General features: G+C 54.2%; 19 protein-coding genes and 1 pseudogene. 9 read left to right on the top strand and 11 right to left on the bottom strand.

Going from position 1 to position 24,523, the window contains the following annotated elements:
- The first annotated feature begins 43 nt into the window (after positions 1–43).
- The gene (locus tag OEV49_04685) at positions 44–340 is read left to right on the top strand and encodes a hypothetical protein (protein ID MDH3890357.1); all 297 of its coding nucleotides are present in this window, start codon (positions 44–46) and stop codon (positions 338–340) included.
- A 294-nt stretch (positions 341–634) separates the two neighbouring features.
- Positions 635–2,824, top strand: coding sequence for a hypothetical protein (locus tag OEV49_04680; protein ID MDH3890356.1), 2,190 nt, complete (start codon positions 635–637; stop codon positions 2,822–2,824).
- A gap of 428 nt (positions 2,825–3,252) precedes the next feature.
- On the opposite strand, the pseudogene OEV49_04675 reads toward OEV49_04680, so the two are convergent.
- From OEV49_04675 to OEV49_04665, 3 genes and pseudogenes are all read right to left on the bottom strand, one after another.
- A pseudogene (locus tag OEV49_04675) lies at positions 3,253–3,342 on the bottom strand (prepilin-type N-terminal cleavage/methylation domain-containing protein).
- Positions 3,343–3,774: 432 nt separating this feature from the next.
- The gene (locus OEV49_04670; GenBank protein ID MDH3890355.1) at positions 3,775–4,218 is read right to left on the bottom strand and encodes a prepilin-type N-terminal cleavage/methylation domain-containing protein; all 444 of its coding nucleotides are present in this window, start codon (positions 4,216–4,218) and stop codon (positions 3,775–3,777) included.
- An 81-nt stretch (positions 4,219–4,299) separates the two neighbouring features.
- A complete protein-coding gene (locus OEV49_04665; GenBank protein ID MDH3890354.1) occupies positions 4,300–5,703 on the bottom strand; it encodes a sigma-54 dependent transcriptional regulator in 1,404 nt (467 codons plus the stop codon).
- Positions 5,704–5,926: 223 nt separating this feature from the next.
- On the opposite strand from OEV49_04665, the gene OEV49_04660 reads away from it, so the two are divergent.
- The 3 genes from OEV49_04660 (at position 5,927) to OEV49_04650 (ending at position 8,421) form a co-directional block, all read left to right on the top strand.
- Entirely contained in the window at positions 5,927–6,718 is a 792-nt protein-coding gene (locus OEV49_04660) for a DUF169 domain-containing protein (protein ID MDH3890353.1), read from the top strand.
- A gap of 234 nt (positions 6,719–6,952) precedes the next feature.
- Positions 6,953–7,951 carry a hypothetical protein gene (locus OEV49_04655; protein ID MDH3890352.1) on the top strand — a complete coding sequence of 333 codons (999 nt, stop codon included), beginning with the start codon at positions 6,953–6,955 and terminating at the stop codon, positions 7,949–7,951.
- Positions 7,951–8,421: a GAF domain-containing protein gene (locus tag OEV49_04650; GenBank protein ID MDH3890351.1), complete on the top strand. Its 471-nt coding sequence runs from the start codon at positions 7,951–7,953 to the stop codon at positions 8,419–8,421. Before OEV49_04655 ends, OEV49_04650 begins: the two co-directional genes overlap by 1 nt.
- A gap of 283 nt (positions 8,422–8,704) precedes the next feature.
- Here OEV49_04650 and OEV49_04645 read toward each other — a convergent pair whose 3' ends face one another.
- The 5 genes from OEV49_04645 to OEV49_04625 form a co-directional block, all read right to left on the bottom strand.
- Positions 8,705–11,206, bottom strand: coding sequence for a sugar phosphate nucleotidyltransferase (locus OEV49_04645; protein ID MDH3890350.1), 2,502 nt, complete (start codon positions 11,204–11,206; stop codon positions 8,705–8,707).
- 28 nt (positions 11,207–11,234) lie between these two features.
- Complete coding sequence (locus OEV49_04640; GenBank protein ID MDH3890349.1) at positions 11,235–11,891, bottom strand: MtnX-like HAD-IB family phosphatase; 657 nt, start codon at positions 11,889–11,891, stop codon at positions 11,235–11,237.
- 37 nt (positions 11,892–11,928) lie between these two features.
- A complete protein-coding gene (locus tag OEV49_04635; protein MDH3890348.1) occupies positions 11,929–13,491 on the bottom strand; it encodes a S41 family peptidase in 1,563 nt (520 codons plus the stop codon).
- On the bottom strand, positions 13,491–14,120 hold the full coding sequence (tmk, locus tag OEV49_04630) for a dTMP kinase (GenBank protein ID MDH3890347.1): 630 nt from the start codon (positions 14,118–14,120) through the stop codon (positions 13,491–13,493). Before tmk ends, OEV49_04635 begins: the two co-directional genes overlap by 1 nt.
- An 85-nt stretch (positions 14,121–14,205) precedes the next feature.
- Positions 14,206–15,411: an inositol-3-phosphate synthase gene (locus OEV49_04625; protein ID MDH3890346.1), complete on the bottom strand. Its 1,206-nt coding sequence runs from the start codon at positions 15,409–15,411 to the stop codon at positions 14,206–14,208.
- A 699-nt stretch (positions 15,412–16,110) separates the two neighbouring features.
- Between OEV49_04625 and OEV49_04620 the strand changes: the two genes are divergently transcribed.
- Positions 16,111–16,758: a TetR/AcrR family transcriptional regulator gene (locus tag OEV49_04620; GenBank protein ID MDH3890345.1), complete on the top strand. Its 648-nt coding sequence runs from the start codon at positions 16,111–16,113 to the stop codon at positions 16,756–16,758.
- A 15-nt stretch (positions 16,759–16,773) separates the two neighbouring features.
- Here OEV49_04620 and OEV49_04615 read toward each other — a convergent pair whose 3' ends face one another.
- Entirely contained in the window at positions 16,774–17,709 is a 936-nt protein-coding gene (locus tag OEV49_04615; protein ID MDH3890344.1) for a PfkB family carbohydrate kinase, read from the bottom strand.
- A gap of 206 nt (positions 17,710–17,915) precedes the next feature.
- Entirely contained in the window at positions 17,916–18,566 is a 651-nt protein-coding gene (locus tag OEV49_04610; protein MDH3890343.1) for a CDP-alcohol phosphatidyltransferase family protein, read from the bottom strand.
- Positions 18,567–18,697: 131 nt separating this feature from the next.
- On the opposite strand from OEV49_04610, the gene obgE reads away from it, so the two are divergent.
- The 3 genes from obgE to OEV49_04595 are packed head-to-tail and all read left to right on the top strand — an operon-like array spanning position 18,698 to position 21,052.
- Complete coding sequence (obgE, locus tag OEV49_04605) at positions 18,698–19,675, top strand: GTPase ObgE (protein MDH3890342.1); 978 nt, start codon at positions 18,698–18,700, stop codon at positions 19,673–19,675.
- Positions 19,662–20,777: a DNA-processing protein DprA gene (gene dprA / locus OEV49_04600; protein ID MDH3890341.1), complete on the top strand. Its 1,116-nt coding sequence runs from the start codon at positions 19,662–19,664 to the stop codon at positions 20,775–20,777. Before obgE ends, dprA begins: the two co-directional genes overlap by 14 nt.
- Positions 20,774–21,052, top strand: a complete 279-nt coding sequence (locus tag OEV49_04595) for an HPr family phosphocarrier protein (GenBank protein ID MDH3890340.1) — start codon at positions 20,774–20,776, stop codon at positions 21,050–21,052. Before dprA ends, OEV49_04595 begins: the two co-directional genes overlap by 4 nt.
- A gap of 359 nt (positions 21,053–21,411) precedes the next feature.
- Here OEV49_04595 and OEV49_04590 read toward each other — a convergent pair whose 3' ends face one another.
- Complete coding sequence (locus tag OEV49_04590; GenBank protein ID MDH3890339.1) at positions 21,412–24,342, bottom strand: S8 family peptidase; 2,931 nt, start codon at positions 24,340–24,342, stop codon at positions 21,412–21,414.
- Positions 24,343–24,523: the final 181 nt, after the last annotated feature.

The raw sequence follows: 24,523 nt of genomic DNA, 5'->3' as shown, positions 1-24,523 counted from the left end.
GTCGAAGGGCGAGGTTTCGACAGTTGATTAGGTCTGAGGTATTTTGGCCATTCCAGACGCTGACAACGAAGAATCCGATAAGTCTGCACATCAACGGATCAATCCCAGAGACCGCCTTACCCTAACGATTCTCGTATATGCTCTTTGGGCGGTGGCCGGTTATTTGATACTCGGAGCGGTCGAGAATGTAGACATTTCCTCCGGCAACATTTTTGAGATTCTTTTTCGGCTGTTCAAAGCCGTGCTCACATCAGATCGAGGTCTCTTTGGAGTGGCGTTGTTGGCCGCAGCCATTTGGATATCGCGTATAGTGTTCAAGAAGCGCAAGGAAAAGCTGTAGGCTCCAGGGATTACTCGCTTACTCCGACCGCAGGATCACACCCTCCTGCGGCGTGCAAGACCCTGTGGAACACGCATGATGGAAATCGGGAGAGGGCAGCGAAAAATGGTTGAGTTCCTCTACGGTATTTATTATACTCTCACCAACAATACGAACTTGCTTGGGAGTGAGAATCGTTGATGTGTGCTCAGCTATGAATGTACTTTTGGCTCTTCATCTGATCGCAGGTTAGTTGACCAATGTCCATCTCTGATTAGGAAACGTGGCTACAGTTACAAGACAGGGAGCTGGTGAATGACAATCAATAGGCAACTCATAAACTCGCTTGCTTTAACCTTACTGATACTCTTTGCTGGCTTTGTTGGTTGGGCAGATGAGGGTACAGAGGGCGGTTCCCTTCTTGACACCGTAATCGCCACTGGGCCAGAAGGGAGCATTTACGCAGAGATCGGCAAAATGGCATCGCAGTTGAGCCAGAATTCGAACGTGAATGTCCGAGATTCCATCACAAACGGTTCTCAGCAAAACCTCCGCATGTTGGATTCCGGAAAAGTCCGGTTCGCGCTAACTCAGCAGGATGCTCTAGTCGAGCATTTGAGGCATGATTCCGAGTCAACTATCCAAGTCATCAAACCCATATTCGAGGAATATCTTCACATTCTGGTCAGATCTCAGTTCAATATCCAGCGCGCCTCGCAGTTTCGTGATCTGCGGATATTTCCCGGGCTCCCCGGCAGCGGTACGAAATCTACTACCCAGGGACTGTTCAACACTCTCGGTATTTCGTCCGGGCAATATACGCATAGAGAAGATGTTTCCTTGGACGAAGTTGAAGGACTCTTTCGTGCGGATGAACTTGATGTCGCGACCTATGTTGACGGGTTAGGAAACGATCTAGTTAAAGACCTCATGAGGGCGAGAGTGGCGCATCTATACTCACTAGATCATGATGCACGCAAACAAATCACAATCGGACGATCCAAGGACAAACGTACAGGGATTTACATCCGAAGTATTCCTGCCAGGACGTATGCTAACCAGTCATCCGACATCCACGCCATATCGGTGCCGGTACTTCTGGTTACAACAAGAAACGAGGATTCAGCACTTGTAAGTGGAGTTGTGACTCTAATTAATGCCGCCACTGCTGAGCTCGAAAACCGCGACAGCAGTGACTACTCAGGGCTCTTCTCCAGGTTTCAATCCACTCAATCCCTGGACAATTTCTCTATATACGGCAATGGTATCTACATGCCCCCTCCGAGCACGTTTTTCACCCCCATCAACATTGTCTTGGCAGTAGCCTTTGTGACGCTGATAATCTTGTCATTCCGGTTCCGTCTGAGGCTGTTTAGATTCTTTCGTTCCCATCCCGCTCGCGGACTCGGAGTCATTGCTATTATGCTGGCTCTTGCCTGTTCCTATGGTGCCTATTTAGCGGAACACGAGATCAATGCGGCCTTCTCCAATTTCTTTGAGTCCGTGTATTCTGTTGTGATATACATAGTCAGCGGAATGGAAAATCGTGTCCCGGTAACTGGAGTGGGTAGGCTTTTTTGCCTATCGGCACTAGTCCTAGGGCCATTGATGATTGCCCTCATTACCGGTCTATTCGCATCGAGTTTTATAATTCATTTCATGGAGGCAGGTATGCCCAAGCAACTCTCCGATCACTTTGTCATTGCCAATTGGAACTCCCGCGCCCTCGCCGTAATCGAACAGCTTAGGAGTCCTATCCTTGAACACTCGGTAATCGCAGTGGTTTCGGACGACCCCGGAATTGACTTCAAAGAGCTCAATCGACAATTCCAAAAACGGCGATCGGAGGGATTCGAAGATGTGTATTTCTGTCCCGGCGACCCCGGGGCCAAAATGTCACTACTAAACGCAAATGTCGAGAAATCAGATGCCATCATTGTGCTTGCTGATGATCGCGAACAGTCCAGTGATGAAAAAACACTTCGCACGGTATTTGTGCTAAAGGAGATCGCGGAAGATAACGATGTGGAGCTCGATGTAGTGGTGGAATTGCGAAATGTCGCCAACGTCAAGGTGATTACTGAACTGAGACGATCTTTCCCCGGAACGCTGGACTTTGTTGCCTCAAGTAACATTCGGACTATGCTACTTGCCCAATGTGCTTTGAACAGAGGTCTCAGCGACGTCTATCGCCAGTTGTTAACACCCACGGGAGACACCTGCGAGCTTTATACCGTGAAAATACCGGATTCTGTGACGGGTGCTTCCTTCAGAAAGTACCGCGTCGCATGTACCGACGTCACAACCAAAGACGGTGTCATTCCCATAGGTATTGGCCGGCGAGTGAAAGGAAGGATTCAGTTCAAGATCAATCCGTTGCCGATGCTGTCCAACAAGAAGGAGAATCCTTTTCACACGCTACAGAAGGACGATATGCTTCTGGTCATTGCTTACGATCCGCCCAAGACGAAAGATTTGCCAAGCAGTGTCAAACCATCTGTATAGCGGCTAGCACAGGCCGTTGAAACTCAGGTGACTTATCACCAAAAAAAAAGCGCCCCCGGAGGGGCGCTTTGTTGTCTGAGTTCAGCTTGGCTCTATGCGCAAGCCGCAGCCTCAACAACATCATCACAGTCTGGAGCGAGTAATCCAGTCTGATCGATAGTCCAACTATCAATCGCAGCATCGTCATCCAGGTTGGCGGTGGCGGTGCAGGAGAAAGTGTTGTTGGCGGCCGTCATGGTGTAAACGTAGGTGGCTTCGCCACTGACTTCAACACCGATATCCGCGAAGACGTAGTCAACACCTAAGGTGCTGGCATCTCCGTTATGGGCGTAGAGGCCGTTTTCCTGACGGTAGGCACGCTGCATGGTGTAGATCTGCTTCAGAATCTGCTTGGCTTCCGACTGCTTGGACTTGGTGGTAGCCTGCATGAAACGCGGGATGGCCAGAGCGGCCAGAATGCCGATGATCACGACAACGATCATCAACTCGATGAGGGTGAAACCCTTGCGATTGTGAATACGACTGAACATTGCGACCTCCTTGGGTTGGTCTTCCGGTTCTTGGTTTCGTGTCTTCTTCTGCAGGGGACTATCGCATAAACCGTGCAAAACCAGCCGACTTTTTCTGCACAGCTTGTAAGTCCTTTGAAGGCATAGGTTCTTCTCTAAGTGGCTAATATGTATGGTCTAACCTCCACATTTTTGACAGGTTTTCGCAGTGAGAGCAGTTGCGTCTTGCGAAAAAGCATGGCAAAATGCAATGACAATAGGCTCGGATTAGATAGAGTTTGGCCACAGTTGTGTTCAGGTCCAAACCCCGTAACGTTCCGCGGGGTTTGCCAACATGCGACAAGCTTAAGGCCGCTTTCGGAGAGACGGGGTGGAGCTTACAAAGACAAAAAAAGGCGCCCCCACAAAGGGCGCCTCAAGCATTTTCAGGCCGGTAGCAGCTTAAGCACAGGGGGCGGACTCATCAACATCGTTACAAGTGCAAGTCAGCACACCGGCATCGTCAATAGTCCAGGTGTCCACGGCCGCATCATCGTCTATGTTCCCCTCGGCTGTGGCCAGAAAGCCGTTGCCCACACTGACCACGGTGAAACTATACTTGGCGGTGGAGCCGATCTCTATCCAGATTTGGTTGAGAGCGTTGGGGGTTAACGCCGAGGCCGGTCCGGCCGGAATATAATAGGCGTTGTTCCCCTCCTGTTGACGAAAAGTGCGTTCGTTGACATAAATCTGCTTGAGGATCGATTTGGCTTCCGCCTGTTTGGTTTTGGTGGAGGCCGACATATACCGGGGAATGGCCAGGGCCGTTAGTATGCCTACTATCACTACCACGATCATCAACTCGATCAGTGTGAATCCGGCTGAGCTATTTCTGAGTATCTTCATAGTGTCCTCATGTCATGAGTTCGGTCACTGCACCGCCGAATAGTGGCAAATCGTGTTCCTTTGAGCTGCCTGAATTTCCTACTAATCTACTTTGATCGATTTGAGCCCCTCGGTGTCCTTCGAACCGGCGGTATCCTTCAAACCATATCGTTCGATTTTTCGGTATAACGTGGAGGTGTCGATCCCCAGAATCTTGGCCGCCTTGGCCTTTTTGCCGTCGGTCTGGCTCATCACGAAGTGGATATATGCTTTCTCGATCGACTCAAGGGTGGGTGTCGACGGCTGAGATTCCTGCACCACCCCCATCTGCGGAGTAGTGTTGATTTTGTCCGGCAGGTCGGAGGCTTCGATAGTATCGGACCGGACCAGCAGGACGGATTGTTCTATCATGTTCTCAAGCTCTCGGACATTGCCCGGCCAGTGGTAGTTTTTCAGAAGGTCTACCGCTGTTTCAGACACGTTCTTCAGGGTGCAGTTGAGCTTGCTGCAATAGAGGTTAATGAAATGGCCGGTCAGCAGTTTTATGTCTTCTTTCCGTTCCCGCAAAGGAGGGATGTGCAAAGGGATCACGTTAAGACGGTAGAACAAATCAGCGCGGAACCGCCCGGCCTTGACATCATCTTCCAGGTCTGAGTTGGTGGCCGCGATAAGCCGAACATCAACCTCAACCGGTTTGGTCTCGCCCACCGGTGTGATTGTCTTGTCTTCGAGAACTCTCAGGAGTTTCACCTGAATAGCCAGAGAAGTGTTGCCGATTTCGTCGAGAAAAAAGGTGCCGCCGTCGGCTGCTTTGAAGAGTCCTTCTTTATCTCGAATGGCGCCGGTGAAGGCCCCTTTTTTATGGCCGAAGAGTTCCGACTCCAACAGTTGCTCGGGCAGGGCGGCGCAATTGATAGTTACGAACTGGCCGCCGCAACGTGGCGAATGATGATGAATGGCCTTGGCGATCAGGTCTTTACCGGTGCCGGATTCACCCAAGACCAGAACCGTCGAGTCGGACGAGGCCACCCGGCGGGCCAGTTTCTTCAGCTTGGCAACCTGTTCGGAGGTGCCAATGAAATTGTCGAATGAGTTATCGCCCTGGAGTTGTTTTTTGAGTGTGTCGTTCTCGATCAGCAGGTGTCGACGGTTGATAATCTTTTCGATTGTCAGCTTGATCTCATCCACTTTGAATGGTTTGGTGATGTAATCGGCGGCGCCTTGTTTCATTGCTTCGATGGCCGTTTCCACCGAGGCATAGGCGGTCATCACAACCAGGTCCTGATCCTTCTTAAAGGCACGAATCTGTTTGAGCACGTCAATGCCGGACATTTCGGGCATATTCAAATCGGCAATGACCAGGTCGTAGTTCTTCTCTTTGAGCATCGAAACGCCGTCAGGAGCAGAGACAACGGTATCGACAGTGTAGCCTGCCTTGGCCAGCATGATCTCCATGAAATTGCACATGGAATCTTCGTCGTCTATGACCAAAATCTTGGTGGGCATCAAAACACTCCGTCTGAGTTTACTCGCGATAGACTACATCATTATTAGTTTCGGCAATCGCTTGAAAGACTGAAGGTTCCCTCAGGTTTTACTCAAGCAATAAACAGCGTTGACCCCATCGATAAACATCACTTATATTGCCCTCTAAGTCTGCCGCACCGGCTTGTTGCCCGGTGGGCCGAACCAAATAGGCCACAGCACGTTTATCTATGGAAGAATGAGAGTGCCGAAAGTGAATATGGACGCCAAAACTCAGTTGGACCAGGCTATTAGCAGGCATGTCCGCCCGGACAGTTATCCCCTGGCGGTGCGAATGGTAAAACCGGGGGAGACATTGCCGGAAAGGACAAAGCGACCCCGTCAGGAATTCGGACATCCGGTGGCTGTATGCCAGACTTTCTCGATCGCCCGTCGCTATGGATGGCAGATGGCCGTAGGTGTTGAAGATATCAACTGCCCGCTGGCTCTGACCGCCTTCGGGTTCAAACCGGAAGTGGACGCTTTCACCTGCGGCGAGATGTGCTCGGGCATGTTCACCGAGTCCAAAGAAGCGGGCCAACGCACCGAAGCCGATGTGCCGAAGTTTAACTTTCAACAGTACAGCCATATCCTCACGGCGCCGATCGGTCGGGCCGGATTTGAACCGGATTTATACCTGATCTACGGCAACTCGGCCCAGGTGATGCGCTTGTTGGTGGCCTGTCTTCACAAGGACGGTGGGTACATAAACTCACGCTTTTCCGGTCGGCTCGATTGCGCTGATATTTGCATTGAGACGATCAACACCAACAAACCGCAAGTAGTCCTGCCTTGCTACGGCGACCGCGTTTTTGGACAGACCCAGGATCATGAAATGGCCTTGACCATTCCGAGCGGTATGGAACAGCAGATTGTGGCCGGGCTTTCAGAAACCCACAAAGGTGGTATCCGGTTTCCCATCCCAAGCTACTTGCGCGCCGAACCTGAGTACCCCAAGCACTACTACCGGTTGTTTGAGCAGTGGGGGGACAAGTGATCGATAGGCAGACGAGATCGAACCGTAGGGGTCTGTTTACCGACGTCTTCTTGTGGTGGCCGAGTCTTCAGACTCGGCCACGAGTCGATCCCCCTGTGTCTACTCCCGCGCGATCCGAATATCACGCGGGCACCACGCCCTGTTCTCTCCCAAATGGCCGTCAGGCGAGTCACCTGACAGCACCTGAATCAATCGATAGAACATCAGAACCTGCGCAATTAACAGGCACCTGCTATGGATAAGTATAATCATCGCGAACGCTGCCAGATGATCCTGGCCGGTGAGAAACCGGATCGGTTCGCCGCTTCATTTTGGCGCCATTTCTTTCACATGGAACACCATGCCGAGGGTACTATCGAGGCGATGGTTGGTTTTCAGAAGATGCTCGACTGGGATTTCATGAAGCTCAACCCGCGCGCCGATTATCACGCCCAGGGCTGGGGTGTGCAGCTTGAGTATTCCCACCACGAGTTCACAAAGCATGGCAAGAGCAACTTTCCGGTGGTCACGCCTGATGACTGGACGAAGATACAGCGGCTGCCGCTGTCCAGCCCACCGCTGGCCGAGCACCTCAAAGTCGTTGCCGGAATCCGCAAGGCTCTGGGCAAGGAGCTGCCCATTCTGATGACAGTCTTCACGCCGTTGTCAGTGGCCGGACGGTTGGTAGAAAACCATCAGACGCTGCTTGAGCATCTCAGGTCCGATCCGGATTCAGTCCAACCTGCCCTGGAAGCCATCGCCGAAACCTTCGCCGCCTTCACCAGCGACCTGCGTAATGCCGGGGCCGACGGGGTTTTTTATGCCACCACCCAGTGGGCAACCAGAGACATGCTAACCTGGGAGGAGTACGAACGGTTTGGACTGCCCCACGATCTCAAGGTCATCGAAGCGTCTGAGAGCGATGCGATTAATCTTCTGCACGTTTGCGAATCGAACAACTATCTAAAACAACTGGCCGGCCTTGACCACCACTGCCAGTTGGCCAATTGGGACTGTTGTGATCCAACCAATCTGCCTCTGGACAATGCCTCCGACCAGATCAAGAACCTGACACTGGTGGGTGGGGTAGATCAAAACGGATGGCTACTACACAGCAACCCCGAAGAAGTCGGCTACCAGATCGACAGGATCAAGTCCGATCACGATCCTCGTCGATTGATCATCGGACCCGGCTGCTCGATCCCACCGGAGATACCCATGGAGAACCTGCGGGCGATCAGGGAGAAGCTGTAATGGAATCGCAACGCCTTGAGTTGATCGATACTGTAAGGACGGCCGCGACTGAAGCTGATTCTGAAGCGGTGCTGCTAAGGACCGTGATTGAGTTGATCGACGGCTTCTCGGACGGTTACAACTGGACCGGTTTTTATATGATGCAGGGCAGTCACCTCGAAGTGGGTCCCTATATCGGAGAGGAGACAGAGCATGTCAAAATCGAACTCAACCGTGGCATCTGTGGCGCTGCAGCGTCACAGAAAACGACTGTCACTGTCGACGACGTTCAGTCCGACTCACGCTTTATCGCATGTTCACTTTCCACTCGTTCAGAAATTGTAGTGCCGCTGATGGATGGTGACACTGTCCTGGGAGAGATCGATATCGATTCGGATCAACCGGCTTTCTTTACCGATCAGGACAAGCTTATGCTCGAAGAGATTGCCGCCTTGGTCGTCGATCGCCTGCGCCGGATTCGTTCCCTGTAAACCCCAACATGGCGGCCGGATGCTTTGCATACTTGTAACCTCACCCTGAGCGGAGTCGAAGGGTGAACCTATTGTGCCTGCGTGATCTTCAGATCGCGACAGCCGCATCGCCGACGAACCGTGTTGCCGAATCTGAAGATTCGGCAACCACAAACTGGGCAGATACCTGTCCGCGAAGATAGTAGGTCAGGTCCTTTAGGAACCTGGCACTTTACAGGAAGTCAGGACCACAAGGGTTCTGACCTACAAGACTGGCCGTAAGGATACCTGTTGGTGAAAGCCGCTATGCGTCCTGCGATTCCTCGACGATGGCCGAGTAGCGCTCGATCAGGTTCTGGATTCCCTCCGGTGATTCCGCTTCGGCTGATATATTGAAGGCCGCGGTCAAGCGATCCGGCGCCACCAGTACCCAACCTTCATCCTCAAATATCCGGACGCCATCGATCAACTGCCTTTGCTTGTCGTCCGAACCAACGATCAACTTACGCATGACCGTCCCCTTCATCGACCAGGGGCACGGCACCGAGACCGTCCGCCTGACCAGGTGTTCGAACTTGCCACGGATGGAGCCTAATCGTGTTTTGGTGGTGGCCATCATCTCAAGGAGTTTCACCGCCGCCAGCATGGCATCGGTGCTCATCTGGAATCCCGGGAAAATAAATCCGCCTCGGGTGCCTCCGACAAAATCTACTTCGCCTCGTCTGAAGACCTCCATCATGGCCAGATGATCGTTGGCCACGCGCACCACCTCGACGCCGTGGTCACCGGCTATTTGCTCGACACCCATCGATGCGGCCACCGGGACTGCGATTTTCCTGGCTTGGTTGGTGCTCAAAAACAGATCGGTGACGATCAGCAAGAGCAGTTGACTCTCGATCGGCCGACCGAGTTCGTCGATCGCGGTCAGTTTCTCAGCGGCGCTATTCAACAAAAAGCCAATGTCGCAGTTGAGCGAGGTGACAATAGAAGAGAGTTGAACGATTGCCTGGCTGTGTTCTTCAAGGGAGCTTGAGAACTTGCGCGGATTCAAGTTGGCGTTCAACTCAATCGCGGATATCCCCAGGTTGAAAAACAGAGTGGGAAAAATCTGACTGGAAGAGCCATTGGAATGATCGACGACCAGCTTGAAACCGGCCTGCCTGATGACGGAGCTGTTAATCGCAGCCATGAAATCGGTGCGATAGTTTTCCTGCACATTCGCAGGTATTTCCAGATGACCGGTGGCATCGAGCGATGCCCGTTCGAACTCCTCGCCGAAGTAGATTCGTTCGACCTTTTTCGTCTTGGAGGTCGGCAGATCCAGCCCTGTGCCGTCGAAGAAAATGCAATCGATCATTCGATAGTCCTGGGGGCTGTGGCGGACATAGATACCGGCGGCGAAGTCTCCGCGTCTGAGTCCGTGGCGCACCACCGGGATGGGCAGCATGGCCAGGTCGGATACATTCACTCCGGCCGCCAGGAGACCGGCGATCAGACCACGTTTCAATAGCCTCGAAGTATCCGAAGCATCACGGCTGGTAACCACCGCCGCGCCGGAGCCAAGAAACGCGCCGAAGGCGGCGCCGATTCGGACCATCATCTCAGGCGTGATTTCCACCAGGGCCAATCCGGCGATTTTTGAGTCGGTAAACAGCTCTCGATTCCACTTCTCGCCCCAGACCATTGAGGTGGACACGATAGCGCCGGCATCGACCGACTTGCCCGGCCAGATTTTACAGTTGGCGCGCACGGTGGCCTTGTCGCCTATAGCGCAATCGTCGGATACGATGACGTCGTCCAAAAGCTGCACGTTTTGGCCGATGCGGGTATGATAACCGACCACAACGTTGCTCATGGTAGTCTTGGCGCCAACCACATTGTCATCCCAGAGGACGGTGTTGGTGAACTCGCAGCCGGCCCCCACCCAACTACGATGCCCGACCACGCAGTTGTGCAGTCGCGCCTGGGGTCCCACCGACACATCGTTGCCGAGAATCACTTTCCCGCTTAGATGCGCCCCTTTGTCTATCTGAACGTTTTCCCCTCGGTACAGGGCGAAGCCATCACCTTCTTCACCGGTCGTTTTCAAGTCGAGTTTCAATTTGTCGTCGAACAGATCGATGTGGGCGCGGCGGTACTCGGCCACATTACCGATATCCTTCCAGTATCCCTCCATGATTTTTCCATACAACCCCATCTCCTTCGACAGCATCAACGGAAAGAGGTTTTGCGCGAAATCAAAATTGGTCTCGGGTGGAATAAGCCGGATAGCCGCCGGTTCAAGGATGTATATTCCGGTATTGATGGTGTCGGAGAATGCCTCGCCCCATGACGGCTTTTCCAGAAACCGAACGATACGGTCATCGGAGTCCGTTATCACGATACCGTAGGCCAGCGGGTTCTCACGTCGCGTCAACAGCAGGGTGGCCTCGGCTCGATGTTGCTGATGCCAGGCGAATGCCTCGGACAGGTCAAAATCGGTCACCAGATCGCCGGAAATAATCAGCACCGGCTCATCGGTTGTCTCCAGAGCACATCGCACGGCGCCGGCGGTGCCGTAGTCATCATCCGGTTGGACATAGTCGATGCTCACCCCGAAGGAGCTTCCGTCGCCGAAGTAGTCACGAATATGATCGGCCTGAAAATACAAAAGCGATGTGATACTCTCGACACCATGCTTGACCAGCAGGGATACGACATGCTCCATCATCGGCAGATTACCGATAGGCGCCATTGGTTTGGGTATGTTTATTGTGAGTGGTCTCAGCCGGGTACCGAAACCACCGGCCATGATGATAGCTTTCATGTCTCAACTCTGTTCAGTTTTGTGGCCATCAACTTCTCAACAATCGACGCTCGGTCAAGAAGCGCGACACGTCGTCGAACGTATCGTATCTGATGTGGTCAATATTGTGTATGACACAGTATTGTTCAAGGTCTTTCTTGGCCAAAACAATATCGGCCTCGGCAGCGCCGCAGGCGTCGGAATAGCCGTCGCCCACAAACACAGCCTTTACCTCCCCATGCCGAAGCCGATATTCCCGTATGCGTTCCCCTTTGCAGCTTCCGCATCGGCGGCACGACTGGTTGTCGTGGGGAAAGGTCACGATCAGGCGGTTGTCCTCCAAACGTCCGGCGTTCGCAATGAGCGGCAGATGATTCAACCGATGGCGCTTCAGCACGTACTCAATGTAGAAATCCAGACCGTCGGAGAGAATCGCCAAGTCCGCCGAATTCGCCTGACACAACCGGACAAACGGTTCGAAACCTCGATTGAGTTCAAACTGGTCCAGGTAGCGATAGATCTCATCGGAGTGCGCATGCACCATCGCCGCTTCCTTAAGCAGACATTCGCGCGTTGTCAGTTCACCTTTTTTCCAGAGCGGGACAAGTTCATCGTTTCGTCCTTGCGAGAAGTGATGAAACAGGTTGTAACCGATATCACGTCGGGAAATAGTGCCGTCGAAATCACAAAAGATAGCTGTCTTCATGTTGCCTGTGACCTAACGTTTGCAAAGGCTGTGTCATTCATCGCTTCAACAGTTGGCGGGCGGCTATAGCGATTCCGGAATCGTGTCTCATAACACCTTCATCATAGGCTCTGTATGCGGAGTAGGCACGTTCAAGAGCAAGTTGCACCAGGCGTCGCTTGATATACGGTTGATACTGGAACAATCGTTGCCGATCATACCGGGTGGCGGCGGCCAATAGATCCTGAGTCACCTTGCCTGTTTGCAGTGCGCTGTCTGCGTCTTCGGCGACCTCAAGCAGGAATTCGACTTGCAGCATCAGGTCGGATGGATAGTCAAATTCGTCTTGGATAAAGTCGGCCAGCAGTTCGATCCATACATCATCCAGCTGGGCACTGTCGGCTTGTGCTATAATCTCCGTCTGATGAATATGTGCGAAACGCTGAAGCAGGAACGACCGCTCCAAAAGGCGCACATAGGTTTCGGTGCCGTCCGAATCGAAGTAAACGTCCGGCGGTAAGCCGTGTCCCGTGTCATGTAGCGTCGAGTCGAATTCGTTCAGGTAGACGCCGCCTTCGAAGTAGTACCGCGATATTGTCAGGCGCAAACCGTCGTCGCCCAGGAACCTCAGGTATCCCTGCACCAGCCCTTTGCCAAAGGTCGTATCTCCGACCAGTATGGCCCGGTTGTTTTGCTTCAGCGCTCCGGCTACGATCTCTGATGCCGATGCCGAGGCGCGGTCGACCAGCACGGCCATCGGCAGACCGTTGGTTTTGTCGCCTGAGGAGGTCGTGAACTGTTCGTCATTCCAGCGTGAGCGTCCATCGGTGCCGACCAGAAACAGACCGTCGTTCAAAAACAAACCGGCCGCTGCCTGAGCCTCGACAAATAAGCCACCCGGGTTTCCACGCAGGTCCAGAATGATACCTTTCACCTCCCGGTCAATAACCAGCGAATCGAGAGCCGCTTCGACGTCGTCGGTGGCGCCCGGTGCGAAATCGGTCAATTTGATATAGACGACCGAATCATCCGTACAGCCGGCGTAGGCCACATGGTGGTAAATGACCTCGCCACGCACTACCGGCAGTTTAAGACTGTCATTGTCGGTCGGTCTGTACACCGTTAATGTAACTGTGCTGCCATCCTCGCCGCGCAGTAGCCTTGATGCTTCGCGGGAAGTCTTGTCGGCCAACACCGTCGAGTCCGCAGCGACAATGATGTCACCTGAGAGCAACCCGGCGGCCTTGCCGGGGCCGTCATCGCGGATAGAATGTACCAATAACCCGTCATCGTGTCCGATTACGGTAACGCCGATGCCCGAGTAGTATCCTTCGCGCTGTTGTCTTTTTTCGGCGAAATCGTCAGGCGTGACATATCCGGAATATCGATCCAGGTCATCCATCAGGGCTCGGCGACCGATTGGCAGCAGCCGATCCCAGTCCACTTCTTCGAAATGGTGCTCGTCAATTAGGCTGGCAACTTGCATCAGACGGTGGGCATGGTCGAAAGCCGGATCGGACAAGACAAGTAGCGCCATCATCCCGTTAAGCACGATCATGACACTTAACAAGGCCGCCGCGGTCAGGATTGAGCGACGGTCGATAGTCTGAGATGTCGTCATTATCTGTTGATCCGCCGGTCGAGGATTTTAGTTATACTACGAAACACCTGGTCAACCGTCTGTCTGGCGTCGATCACTTTTACACGCGGGCGCTCCTTGCGGGCAAGTTCCAAAAAGCCCGCCCGCACTCTGGTGAAAAACGCTTTCGACTGAGATTCCAAGCGGTCCGGTCGTCCTGTCCTGCGACTGAGGGCGGTACGTAAGTCGAGGTCGAGTAGAAAGGTCAGGTCCGGTTTCAAGTCACCGACGGCAAAACGGTTGATACTTCGCACCATTCGAATGTCCAGCTTTCGACCGTAGCCCTGATAGGCCGTAGTGCTGTCATAGAAGCGATCGCACAGAACGGTATACCCGGAGGCCAACAGCGGCCTGATCTCACGATGGCACAGTTCGGCCCGGGCCGCCTCGTACAGAAAGAGTTCAGTCACCGGGGCGACCAGCCCTTCTTTGTCCAGAAGCAGATCACGGATCCGTTCGGCGGTGGCCGTGGAGCCGGGTTCACGCAGAAGTTTGACCCGGTAGCCATGCGATTTCAGGTATTGGTAAGCCATCATGGCCTGAGTCGTTTTACCGCAGCCGTCGATACCCTCAAAGGTCAGAAAGAGCGCTTTCTGCTTTCTTGCGGACAACTGTAAATCCTTGCTGTATGCGTACAAAAAACCGGCGACTTATTCAATCGCCGGTCAAGTTAGTCAAATCAAAAATGTGAGCAAACTACTTTTTGCGTTTCACCACCCGCTTCTTTGAACCGGAAGCCGATCTTTTCGGTTTGGCCGCAGCCGGGCGCGCCGTTTTGGTTCGTTTGGCTGCCACTTTGGCTTTACGCTTTGCCTTGGCGGTCTGTTTCCAGCCATACTTGGTGATGAACTCCTCGGTCATGCGGCGAGCATCGTCATCGGTATACTGGACCGGCGGTGATTTCTTGAAGTAGGATGACGGCTCCAAAAGTGGTCCGGCCACGCCGTTATCCAGAGCCAGTTTGCAGCAGCGCACGGCATCGATCACCACGCCGGCCGAGTTGGGGCTGTCCCAGACTTCCATTTTCATTTCAACATTGAGAGGGACATCGCCGAAAGTGGTTCCTTCCATTCGAATGTAGGCCCACTTGCGATCCGAGAGCCATTCGACGTAATCGGACGGGCCGATGTGTACGTTGCCGTCGCCGATGTCGTAATCCAACTGGCTGGTCACGGCGTTGGTTTTGGATATCTTTTTGGACTCCAAACGCGAACGCTCCAGCATGTTCAAAAAGTCGGTGTTACCGCCCACGTTGAGCTGGCTGGTCCGATCCAACCGGACACCGCGTTCGAGAAACAGGCGCGTCATCACTCGGTGCGCGATAGTAGCACCCACCTGCGATTTGATATCGTCGCCGATCACCGGCAGACCCTTCTCCTTGAACCGCTTCTGCCAATACTGTTCTTTGGCGATGAACACCGGGATACAGTTGACAAAGCCGCACCCAGCCTCCAGAATCTGCTCCACATACCACTTGGTGGCCTCTTCGGAACCGACCGGCAGGTAGTTGATCACGACGTCGGTCTTGGTATCCTTGAGGAGTTTGACGATGTCGACAGTGTCGCCCGGCGCTTTTTCAATAACCTGCGACAAATAATGACCGAGTCCGTCATGAGTCATGCCTCGCATAACTTTGACGCCGAGCTTGGGTACTTTCGAAAAAACCACGGTGTTGTTCGGCTTGGTGAAAACAGCCTCGGAGAGATCCTTGCCAACCTTGTTTTTGTCGATATCGATTGCAGCGGAAAACTCAACGTCGCGGACATGATAACCCCCCAGGTTGACATGCATCAACCCCGGCACCTGATCTTCGTCCTTGGCCTTCTTGTAGTATTCGACGCCCTGCACCAACGACGAGGCGCAGTTGCCGACACCAATAATGGCGACTCTTACTTTGCCCATGAATGAATCCTTTCTTATCGAACTGTATTGTTTTCTATTCCGCCGAAAAAAGTACGCCTCTTTTCAAACCATGTCAATTCTGTGTTGACAAAGATCGAGTTTTATATAATATTAGTATATGGTTTATGACCGGATGGTCATAGGGCATGCGCGGCTAGGATTTGCGGACGTCCGGGTCACAAGATCCAACGGATGTTCTTCAAAGTCCCCTCTTGAGAGGGGATTTAGGGGTGTGTTACTCGAATCCCACAGCAAGCTGTGGGCCACCCGCAGGAGTGTCGGGCGGGTTCGCCCGACACCACTTGAGTGGGTTCACCCTTCGACTGCGCTCAGGGTGACATGATCTGTGGGCGGCAGACGTCCTCGTCTGCCCCGGTATTCGCGTGGTACACGAGGACGTACACCACGCACAAATTGGCCGGATGGTCACCGGACTATTGTGGTAGAGGTAGGTACTGGTAGGGCGGGTCCGTCTTCGCCTGCGCGCCGCGGCGTGAACCCGCCACAGGCGGCAGGTCTCCAAGAAAAGAGAGACCTGCCCTACAAGATAACCGATCGCGCATTGTGCCCGCTGAGTCTTCAGACTCGGCGGGATAAACTGCCGAAGCCGAATCTGAAGATTCGGCCGCCACAACAACCGGGTTTGAGGCTGCCACCCAGTAGCGCTACGTTGACAACACCACGCCACGAGGAACCTCGATGTTGGATGAGAACATAACGGCCAACTTAGCCCAACGGGGCATCGTCACGGAAACTTTTCGCCGCCTGACGCCCGATAAGAAAGAGCTTATTTACCGCGCCGCTATTGACCTGTTCGGAAAGTTCGGCTATGACGGTCTGGCTGTCGACCAACTGTGTCGTGAGGCGGCCATTTCGAAGGGTTCTTTCTTTCAGTATTTCCCCTCGAAGAGCCACTTGCTTGAATACGTCGTACTTATGTTTGACGATTTCCTGACCAAGTGGATGGCCGATCTGAAGCAGGCCGAGAAAGCGGTTTTGGCGCGAGAACGTTTGTTGTATTTGTATGATGCGATAGTTGTGAACTCAAAACTGTACCCGGCTCAGGAGCGCTTCTTTCTATTCGTGACGCGCGGTCTGGAACATGCGGCGGTACGCCTGGAGGGGATCGATTTGGAGCGACATTTCAACGGCTACATTGCCCAGATCATCCAACGCGGCGAACAAACCGGTGAGATTCGCGGTGATTTCGATGTGGAGTTGACGGCCCGCTTGACCTCGTTACTGATAGAGGGGTTAATCCGGCGTAGGTTTAGAGCCGGGCGTTTGCCTCGGCGGGAGACCGGCGAGTATCTGATCTCGTTTCTGTTCGATGGCATTAAGGCGTGAAGCGACAGGTCAGCCTCACCGGTTTACGCCGACATCGACTTTGAAACCCGCAAGCTTCACCAACTCAGCCTGTCGTTCGCGGATCATGTTTTCGGTCATGGAGAAATCAGGCCCGGAGTTTTCGATCATCACCGACGACGTGCACGATGCATAACAACCGGCGCGATGCAGATCGCCACCGGTTTTGAGGTACTCGAACGTAAACCCGGCCATGTAGGTATCCCCGGCGCCGGTCGAGTCCATCAGGTTGATGTCATAAGGGGGGATGTCGACAAAGTCCACGCCGTCATATACAATGGACCCCAACTCGGCCAGCGTGACGATAACGATCTTCGGTCCCCACTCCTTGATGATACGGGCCGCCTGGTATGGGTCCTGGCGGCAATCGATACCGGTGAGTATCTGCCCTTCCAGTTCGTTGGGTTTAACGATATCAAAGGCGCCAAGCGTCTGTTCAATTCCCTCGCACTTCTCGTGGAAGATGCGTCCGTTTTCGTCGGCGCCACGGATCAGTCCCTGCGGATCGCAGAAGAAAAGCCCGTCGAACGATTTGCGTATCCTGTGGACAGACTCAAACGATACTTCCCCGAGAATTGGTCCGATCAACACCGCTTCGGCGTCATGGTACCAGTCGGGATCGATTTCGCCTATCACAGCCGCGCGTCCCAGTAGATCAAGGGTACGGTTGCCGAAGTCATCGTAGTAGTTAAGCGAAAAACCGCCGGTTTCAGCCGATGGTACAATGCGGAACTCGATGCCAAGGGCAGACAACTCACTTTTGAGATGTTCTGAGTAGTCGTCGCCAATGGCTCCCACCAGGCGCGCATCGGCGCCCATTTTTGCCAGGGCCAGAGCGGCGTTGGTGGAGCACCCGGAGAGGACGCGGCCTTCCGGTTCGACTTTTTTGGTTTTGATATAATCGTAAACGGGATTACCGATAGCCGTGATCATAATAGCATAACCTTTATTCTACATTGAGATGCAAACCGTAACTACCGACGGAATCAGCCACACTCTGGTGCAGGGGGTGGCCCTGTGTCGCCCCTGCGGAAGTCCCCCTCGACTGCGCTCGTGGTGACAGAACTTGGCGGAGACAAGCCCCGCCGCTACGGTTATGGAAAACGATTCCTGGAGACAACCTACAGTTTCCTCGCCACTCACACGTCCCGCTTGTCGCCGAGCAGTCTTTTGGCGTAAACCAAACGCTGGATAGCCGTAACCAACGAGGCTGTCCCGACAATAATCAGGGCCAGTTCCAACCAGCCGCCTTTGGGCCAGCGGCCGGTGGGGAGCCAGTGTTCGACAATTGAACCGGCAATAATCAGCAGGAACTTCTCCACTCGGCCCATGACGCCAACTGCGCAGTTTTCGATTTTTCCGATCGACTCGGCTGCCGCGCGCGTATAGCTGGCAATAATCATCCCAAACAATGCGAACAGCCCCCAACCCGGATGGACCGCGCCGGACATAGTGATTCCGGCCAGTATAAAGAACTCGCCGTAACGGTCGGCCACATGATCCAGAATGCCGCCGAACACCGTGCCGAGATTTCCGGCTCGCGCCGTGGACCCGTCGAGCATATCCAGAACGGCGGAAGAAATCATCCAGGCCACTCCCCAGAGCATCGCCCCCTTCCAGAACGACAACCCGGAAGCGACCGAACAAAGAAGCGATAACCCGGTGAGCAAGTTTGGTGTGAGGCCCAGTTTGAGACAGATACGTCCCAACCCCAAACTGGACTCTTCATACCATTGCCTCTTGCGCTCGTTGAGCGTGGGCACACCGTTCTGGACTTCAGCCTTGGCCATGCCGGAATATAGTAGACGGTTTTTGCGAGGTCAACAAAGAGCCAAAACCATTTTTCGGCGATCCGGGACCGTCGCCACTTCACACCTCTATATGATTGACAACAACGGCAACGGGTTGAATATTGCGTCCGATGTTTATCGATCAGGTCGAAATCGAAGTCCAGGCCGGCAATGGCGGATCGGGCTGCATGTCGTTCCACACCGAAAAGTTCGTTCCCAAAGGAGGACCGGACGGCGGCGATGGGGGTCGGGGCGGTGATGTAATCGCAGTGGCCGACACCAACCTGACCACGCTGTTGGATTATAGGTATCGTCGACACAGCAAAGCAGAAAACGGCCGGGGCGGACAGGGGAGCAACAAAACCGGCCGCTCCGGCGCGGATATCAAGCTGCGGGTGCCGGTGGGGACACTCATATCAGATGTCGAGACTTCTGAACAATTGGCCGATCTGGATCAGGCCGGTGCCGAAGTAATACTGGCCAAAGGTGGCCGCGGCGGCAAGGGTAACGCTCATTTTAAGTCCCCCACCAATCAAGCGCCCCGACAGTTTCAGCCCGGTCAACCGGGTAAACATCGGAAACTGAAACTGGAGTTGAAGCTGTTAGCCGATGTCGGCCTGGTTGGCATGCCCAACGCCGGCAAGTCAACAATACTGGCAACCTTTTCAGCAGCGCGGCCCAAAATCGCAGATTACCCCTTCACCACCTTAGTGCCGAATTTGGGCATCGTCAAGATACGTGAGTTTAAGTCGTGTGTGATGGCCGACATTCCGGGTCTTATCGCCGGAGCTTCAGATGGCAAGGGATTGGGACATCAGTTTCTTCGCCATATTCAGAGAACGCGACTGTTGATTTATGTTATCGATATCAACGAACCGGACATTCAACAAACGTATGAAGACCTGCAGGGGGAGTTGACCGAATTTGATCAAACGTTGTTGACGCGACCGTCGTTTGTTGTAATAACCAAGGTCGACACGGTAACCGAAAGTGATCTAAAAGCGTTTTGTAACAGCCTGCCGGATGACTATATTTACCTATCGGCGGTGACACATGTCGGCGCCAAGACGTTCATTCAGGAAATCGAGAGGCACCTTGACCAACGGTGAGATGAGAGACTGGCTGGTTGACTGCATCGGGTTGCTGCGCATTCCGGGCGTCGGGCGCACGCGCTATCGACGGTTGGTAGAGGCTTTCGGTTCGCCTGAGAGAGTGTTGTCGGCGTCGATTGATGAGTTGGAACAGGTCAAAGGTGTGTCACGAGCCAATGCCTCGGCCATCAAACAACAGTATAACGGAATAGAGGCACGCGCCCTGGCCGGCAAAGTCATCCAACTGGGTTGGGCAGCCTTGACCCTTGATCATCCTGAATACCCAGAACCTTTGCGTATCACTCAGAGTGCACCGCCGCTTCTGTTTCGGATAGGCGACGCTACGCCGTCGGATGAAAAGATGATTGCCATCGTGGGTACGCGGAAACCCTCCGAGAAGGGCAGGCTGTTCGCCGCCCAGTTGGGCACCACGCTGGCCCGAAGCGGCATCACTGTCGTTTCCGGAATGGCTGAAGGAATCGATGCCGCCGCTCACAACGGCGCGCTGGAAGGCGGCGGTAAGACAATTGCCGTACTCGGCAGCGCCCTTGATGTGATATACCCGGCCACCAATAAGGGGCTGGCCCAACGAATCAGAAACCAGGGCGCTCTGTATTCCGAATACCTTCCCGGAACCAAACCGGACCGAGCCTTTTTCCCCGAACGGAATCGAATCATCTCCGGTCTGTCACGCGGCGTGGTGGTGATCGAGGCGGGGAGAAAGTCGGGAGCATTGATCACCGCTTCGCATGCTTTGGAGCAGGGTCGTGAACTCTTTGCGGTACCGGGATCGCCGCAGGACAACATGAGCGAAGGAACCAACGAGTTGATTCGTAAAGGGGCAAGATTGACCACGTCACCCGAGGATATTTTCGATGAACTACCCACCCTCAAAGGTGAAGTCGCCGCCAGGAAATTTATTCAACTGCCCGATATGACCGACGATGAGAAGATGCTCACCACCCTGTTTGCAACCGGACCTATGCAGGTTGACCAGCTGTCGCGGGTGGCCGAACTGCCGGTGGCGAAATTGATGGAACTCCTCCTGGCTTTGGAACTCAAAGGTGTGGTGCGCGAACTGTCCGGCAAGCGGTTTGTCCTCGCTGAAGAATACGCATGATCAAACGGACCGTCACTATCGTCAACAAACTTGGTATGCACGCCCGGCCGTCGGCTATGTTTGTCACCGAAGCCTCACGGTTTCAGTCCGAGGTGTGGTTGACCAAGGAGGGTCAGCGTATCAATGGTAAGTCGATCATGGGCGTCATGATGTTAGCGGCCGAGATGGGTTCAGAAATCGAGATTGAGGTCAACGGTCCTGACGAGGAAGCATCGATGGCCGCTTTGGTCAAGGTGATCGCATCAGGCTTTGGTGAGGAACTTAGTGCCTTATGAGTGGGCCTGTTTCATGTGCGGGCCTGTCCCATATATGAGCGCACGGCCAAGCAGTGTTCTTCGCGCTTCTCATGTCACCCTGAGCGCAGTCGAAGGGTGAGCGCAGTCGATGCGTGAGAGCAGTCGAAGGGTGAGCGCAGTCGATGCGTGAGAGCAGTCGACAGGTGAGCGCGTTGTGCCCGCGTGATCTTCAGATCGCGTGGGTCCTTGCAGCCGAGTCTGAAGACTCGCCTGCCACAACGACTCGGCTCTTTCCGCGTAGCGGCGGGGCTTGTCTCCGCCGACCAAGTCACCCTGGCCGGAGTCGAAAGGTGAGGTTACATGAAGCACACGTGAAGCGCTAGAAACAGGCTTGCCTGTCACCGCAGAAGCAGCATCTTGCGGCTTGAAGAGAAATCGCCGGCGGTCAGTTTGTATAAGTAGATGCCGGTAGCCAGACCATCAGCATTCCAGTCAACTCGATTGGTGCCGACACCGCCTTGGCCAATAATCTCCGTGACCCTCTGCCCGGCGACGTTGTAGATGCTCAACCGATACTCGCTCCTGCGCGGCAGCACAAACGAAATCGTCGTGCTGGGATTGAACGGATTGGGATAGTTTTGATTAAGGGTGAAGCCATCGGGCAGCATATCGCTACCACCTTCATCGTCTGCGTCAAGCATCAGATCATTGTAGGCCACGCGAGCACGATCGGACGCGTCGGTCATCCCACTGAGATCATCGGCGGCCAACAGCGCAAAGGCGACCGTATCGACCTCACCGGCGATCAGATTGAGTGGGCCGACCGCAATCAACTGGACCAAATCGATACTCGCATCGGCATAGATGTCGGCACTGCCGGTACCGTTGGTGAGAGCCCAGTATTTTTCAGCTTCGGTGAAGCCGTCGCCCGAGTATGACACCAGAGTGCCGGGATGCGTCAAAGCGGTGGCCAGGTTACCGTCAAGCACCATCACGCCGCGTGGTTGACTGTTGGTGAAGCCTGTGTGATAGGCTGTCCAGACGAACTCGTCGAAACTTGCGAAGCCCCCGGCGTTGGAGTTGAAGTTGACTACATCCCAGTCCGCATAGATACCGACATAGATTCCACCCATGCTGACCGGACAGTTGTTGAAGACAGCATACTGTAGGATGATAAAGTCGTCGAATGGGTCTTGCGGATAGGCAAACGAAAGTTGGGTGATCTCGATATTTAGCGGGTTCTCAGCGCGGTGGTCACCGAAGCGCGCAATCATTTGTTGCGAGCCGTTGGGACCGGGTTCTACAAATGCGATGTTCCCACCGGGCAATACACCAAAGTCACCGTCCAGTTCGCCGGCTGCGTTGCGAAGCCCATCGGAGACGTGGGTTTCGTCCGTGCCGATAATCAAACCACCTTCGTATAAGTAATCCGGTGAGCCGTCGAAAGTGAAACCCTCGCCGCCGGCCGGAAAAAACTGACCATCACCGAGGCCGAAACTTCCGAAATTGGTCAAGCTGAATCTGATCCGTCCCACATCGTGCGTCCCTATCGACCGCTCCAGATTCGGCTCGACCAGAAAGTAGAGATGTGCACTTTCCGAGTAACCGCCGGAGCCGGTGATCTGCATATCGAGTGACAGGATGTCTCCCTCAATTGCATCCTCTGAGACTGCCACCTCGATCTGTTGAAAGGACGAGAGTACTTCACCTTCATCTATGTCGCCGAACACGGCTGTGCCTGTTATCACGGATAACAACGGTTCGCTGGAAGTCAAGGAGATTGAAACATCGGAGACCGCCTGCCCGGAATTCTGAAGATCAACCGTTCCGCGCACTGTGTCGCCGGGAGCGATGGGTGCGTGATCGAAACTGTAGAGCCGAACATTCGGATCGATATTTCCGGCCGGCAGCGCGTTCAGCGCCGCCATGCAGTCAATAACGCCCCAACCGAAATCGTTGTCCGGCAGACTATGCCCGAAGTCACGCGCCGTTGACAGAATGGCCGTTTTGATCTGTTCCACGGTGGCGCTGGGATTTTTCTGGCGCATCAGCGCCACCAGCCCGGCCACCTGCGGAGCAGCCATGGAGGTGCCGGTCATCGCCTGGTAGGACCCGCCGGGCACCGATGAATAGATGCTCACACCGGGGGCGGTGACGTTCGGCTTGGCGGCGCCATTGCAGTCGGACGGGCCGCGCGAGGAAGAAAAGTAAACAGTCGGCGGTCCGGAACGCATGTCGACGTTGCCGACGGCGAAACAATCGATCGAATCGAGCGCCCGGTTGGCCGGGTTGCGAATTGTCTCGCTGCCACCGGCTCCCTCATTACCGGCCGCAAAGATGTTCACGATACCCAGTGCTTCGGTTGCTTCAACGATGCCGTAAAAAAGGTTCTCGCAGCCAACATCGGCCACGCCCCAACTGTGATTGATGACATCGGGGACGTCGTCTATCGTGTTCAGATCGCCGTCGGGGTTGGCCGCCCACTCAAAAGCATCGACAATTGAAGTGCCGGTGACGTCGATCACAGCCGCCGAGATCCACAAAGCGTCGGGGGCAACACCGATGGTGTCGGTGTCGTGGCCGACCATGGTGCCCATGGTGTGAGTGCCGTGTGAAGTGTTGCAGGGACTGTAACCGCACTCAGAAATAGAGCGTGGTGTGGACTGCCCGTCGTAACGAGGGTCGAACCAGGCAGCGGCATGATTGCCGTCGTTGCCTTTCCAGTTCGAAGACAGGGCCGGGTGGTCGCCATCGACGCCGGTATCGAACGAACAAACAAGCCGGCCTTGTCCGGTATAGCCGGCTGCCCAGGCATCGTCGGCGTTGATGGCGGTCAGATGATCACGCACGCCGGTTGACAGTGGTGGCGCCGTTTCAACTTTATCAGGAAGGACTGATGTAATTCGGGGTTTTGCATGGATCATGATGACGTCATCGTGCGCGGCAATTGAAGCGATCGAACCGGCCTTGATTTCTGCCTCAACCAGATTGATCATCCAGTGCTGTTTGATGTTCCGAACCTGACCCTGGGCCTCAAGTTGTCGCAAGGTGGCCACAAGGCTCTGCTGTTGCTCGGAATGTGTCTGCTTCAACTGCTGCACCGTCGCCCGGTTGCGCTTTGCTCGCGAGACGTCGGATTCGGATACGGCGGCTTTCAGTAACGCCGTGCCGTTTTGAGAATCAAGCTGAATCCATACCGGTACCAACTGGTCGCCATTGGCGCCGGCTAGTTCTGCCTGTAAGTTATCAGTAACCTGACCGGCCTGAACAGAGACGATCAAGGTCAGAGTCAAGAGGATCGAAGATGTCAATACAGTCGCGGTTTTCATCCATTTTCTCCACATAAGAGGACGTAAGACGGCCTTCAGATATCCATTACGAGCGAAAAGTATGCCGCGTTGAGAGTTTCTGGTTGCTATATATCTGGCTGACGTTCAGTCGATTACACATAACCGTCTGGGCTGGGACAGAGTCCTTATCCTCCGGCGACAGATAATGAGCAACAGTTTT

Source organism: Candidatus Zixiibacteriota bacterium (genome assembly GCA_029860345.1).
In the GTDB taxonomy this organism is placed as follows: Bacteria; Zixibacteria; MSB-5A5; order GN15; family FEB-12; genus JAJRTA01.
Note: the sequence above shows the minus strand (reverse complement) of the source record. Positions and strands in the feature narration are given on the sequence as shown.

What these genes read in the sequence shown, in the direction of transcription:
- OEV49_04680 (MDH3890356.1), top strand. Translation starts at nt 635, where the DNA reads ATGACAATCAATAGGCAACTCATAAACTCGCTTGCTTTAACCTTACTG.
- OEV49_04670 (MDH3890355.1), bottom strand. Translation starts at nt 4,218, where the DNA reads ATGAAGATACTCAGAAATAGCTCAGCCGGATTCACACTGATCGAGTTG.
- OEV49_04665 (MDH3890354.1), bottom strand. Translation starts at nt 5,703, where the DNA reads ATGCCCACCAAGATTTTGGTCATAGACGACGAAGATTCCATGTGCAAT.
- OEV49_04655 (MDH3890352.1), top strand. Translation starts at nt 6,953, where the DNA reads ATGGATAAGTATAATCATCGCGAACGCTGCCAGATGATCCTGGCCGGT.
- OEV49_04650 (MDH3890351.1), top strand. Translation starts at nt 7,951, where the DNA reads ATGGAATCGCAACGCCTTGAGTTGATCGATACTGTAAGGACGGCCGCG.
- OEV49_04645 (MDH3890350.1), bottom strand. Translation starts at nt 11,206, where the DNA reads ATGAAAGCTATCATCATGGCCGGTGGTTTCGGTACCCGGCTGAGACCA.
- OEV49_04640 (MDH3890349.1), bottom strand. Translation starts at nt 11,891, where the DNA reads ATGAAGACAGCTATCTTTTGTGATTTCGACGGCACTATTTCCCGACGT.
- OEV49_04635 (MDH3890348.1), bottom strand. Translation starts at nt 13,491, where the DNA reads ATGACGACATCTCAGACTATCGACCGTCGCTCAATCCTGACCGCGGCG.
- OEV49_04625 (MDH3890346.1), bottom strand. Translation starts at nt 15,411, where the DNA reads ATGGGCAAAGTAAGAGTCGCCATTATTGGTGTCGGCAACTGCGCCTCG.
- OEV49_04620 (MDH3890345.1), top strand. Translation starts at nt 16,111, where the DNA reads ATGTTGGATGAGAACATAACGGCCAACTTAGCCCAACGGGGCATCGTC.
- OEV49_04615 (MDH3890344.1), bottom strand. Translation starts at nt 17,709, where the DNA reads ATGATCACGGCTATCGGTAATCCCGTTTACGATTATATCAAAACCAAA.
- OEV49_04610 (MDH3890343.1), bottom strand. Translation starts at nt 18,566, where the DNA reads ATGGCCAAGGCTGAAGTCCAGAACGGTGTGCCCACGCTCAACGAGCGC.
- obgE (MDH3890342.1), top strand. Translation starts at nt 18,698, where the DNA reads ATGTTTATCGATCAGGTCGAAATCGAAGTCCAGGCCGGCAATGGCGGA.
- OEV49_04595 (MDH3890340.1), top strand. Translation starts at nt 20,774, where the DNA reads ATGATCAAACGGACCGTCACTATCGTCAACAAACTTGGTATGCACGCC.
- OEV49_04590 (MDH3890339.1), bottom strand. Translation starts at nt 24,342, where the DNA reads ATGAAAACCGCGACTGTATTGACATCTTCGATCCTCTTGACTCTGACC.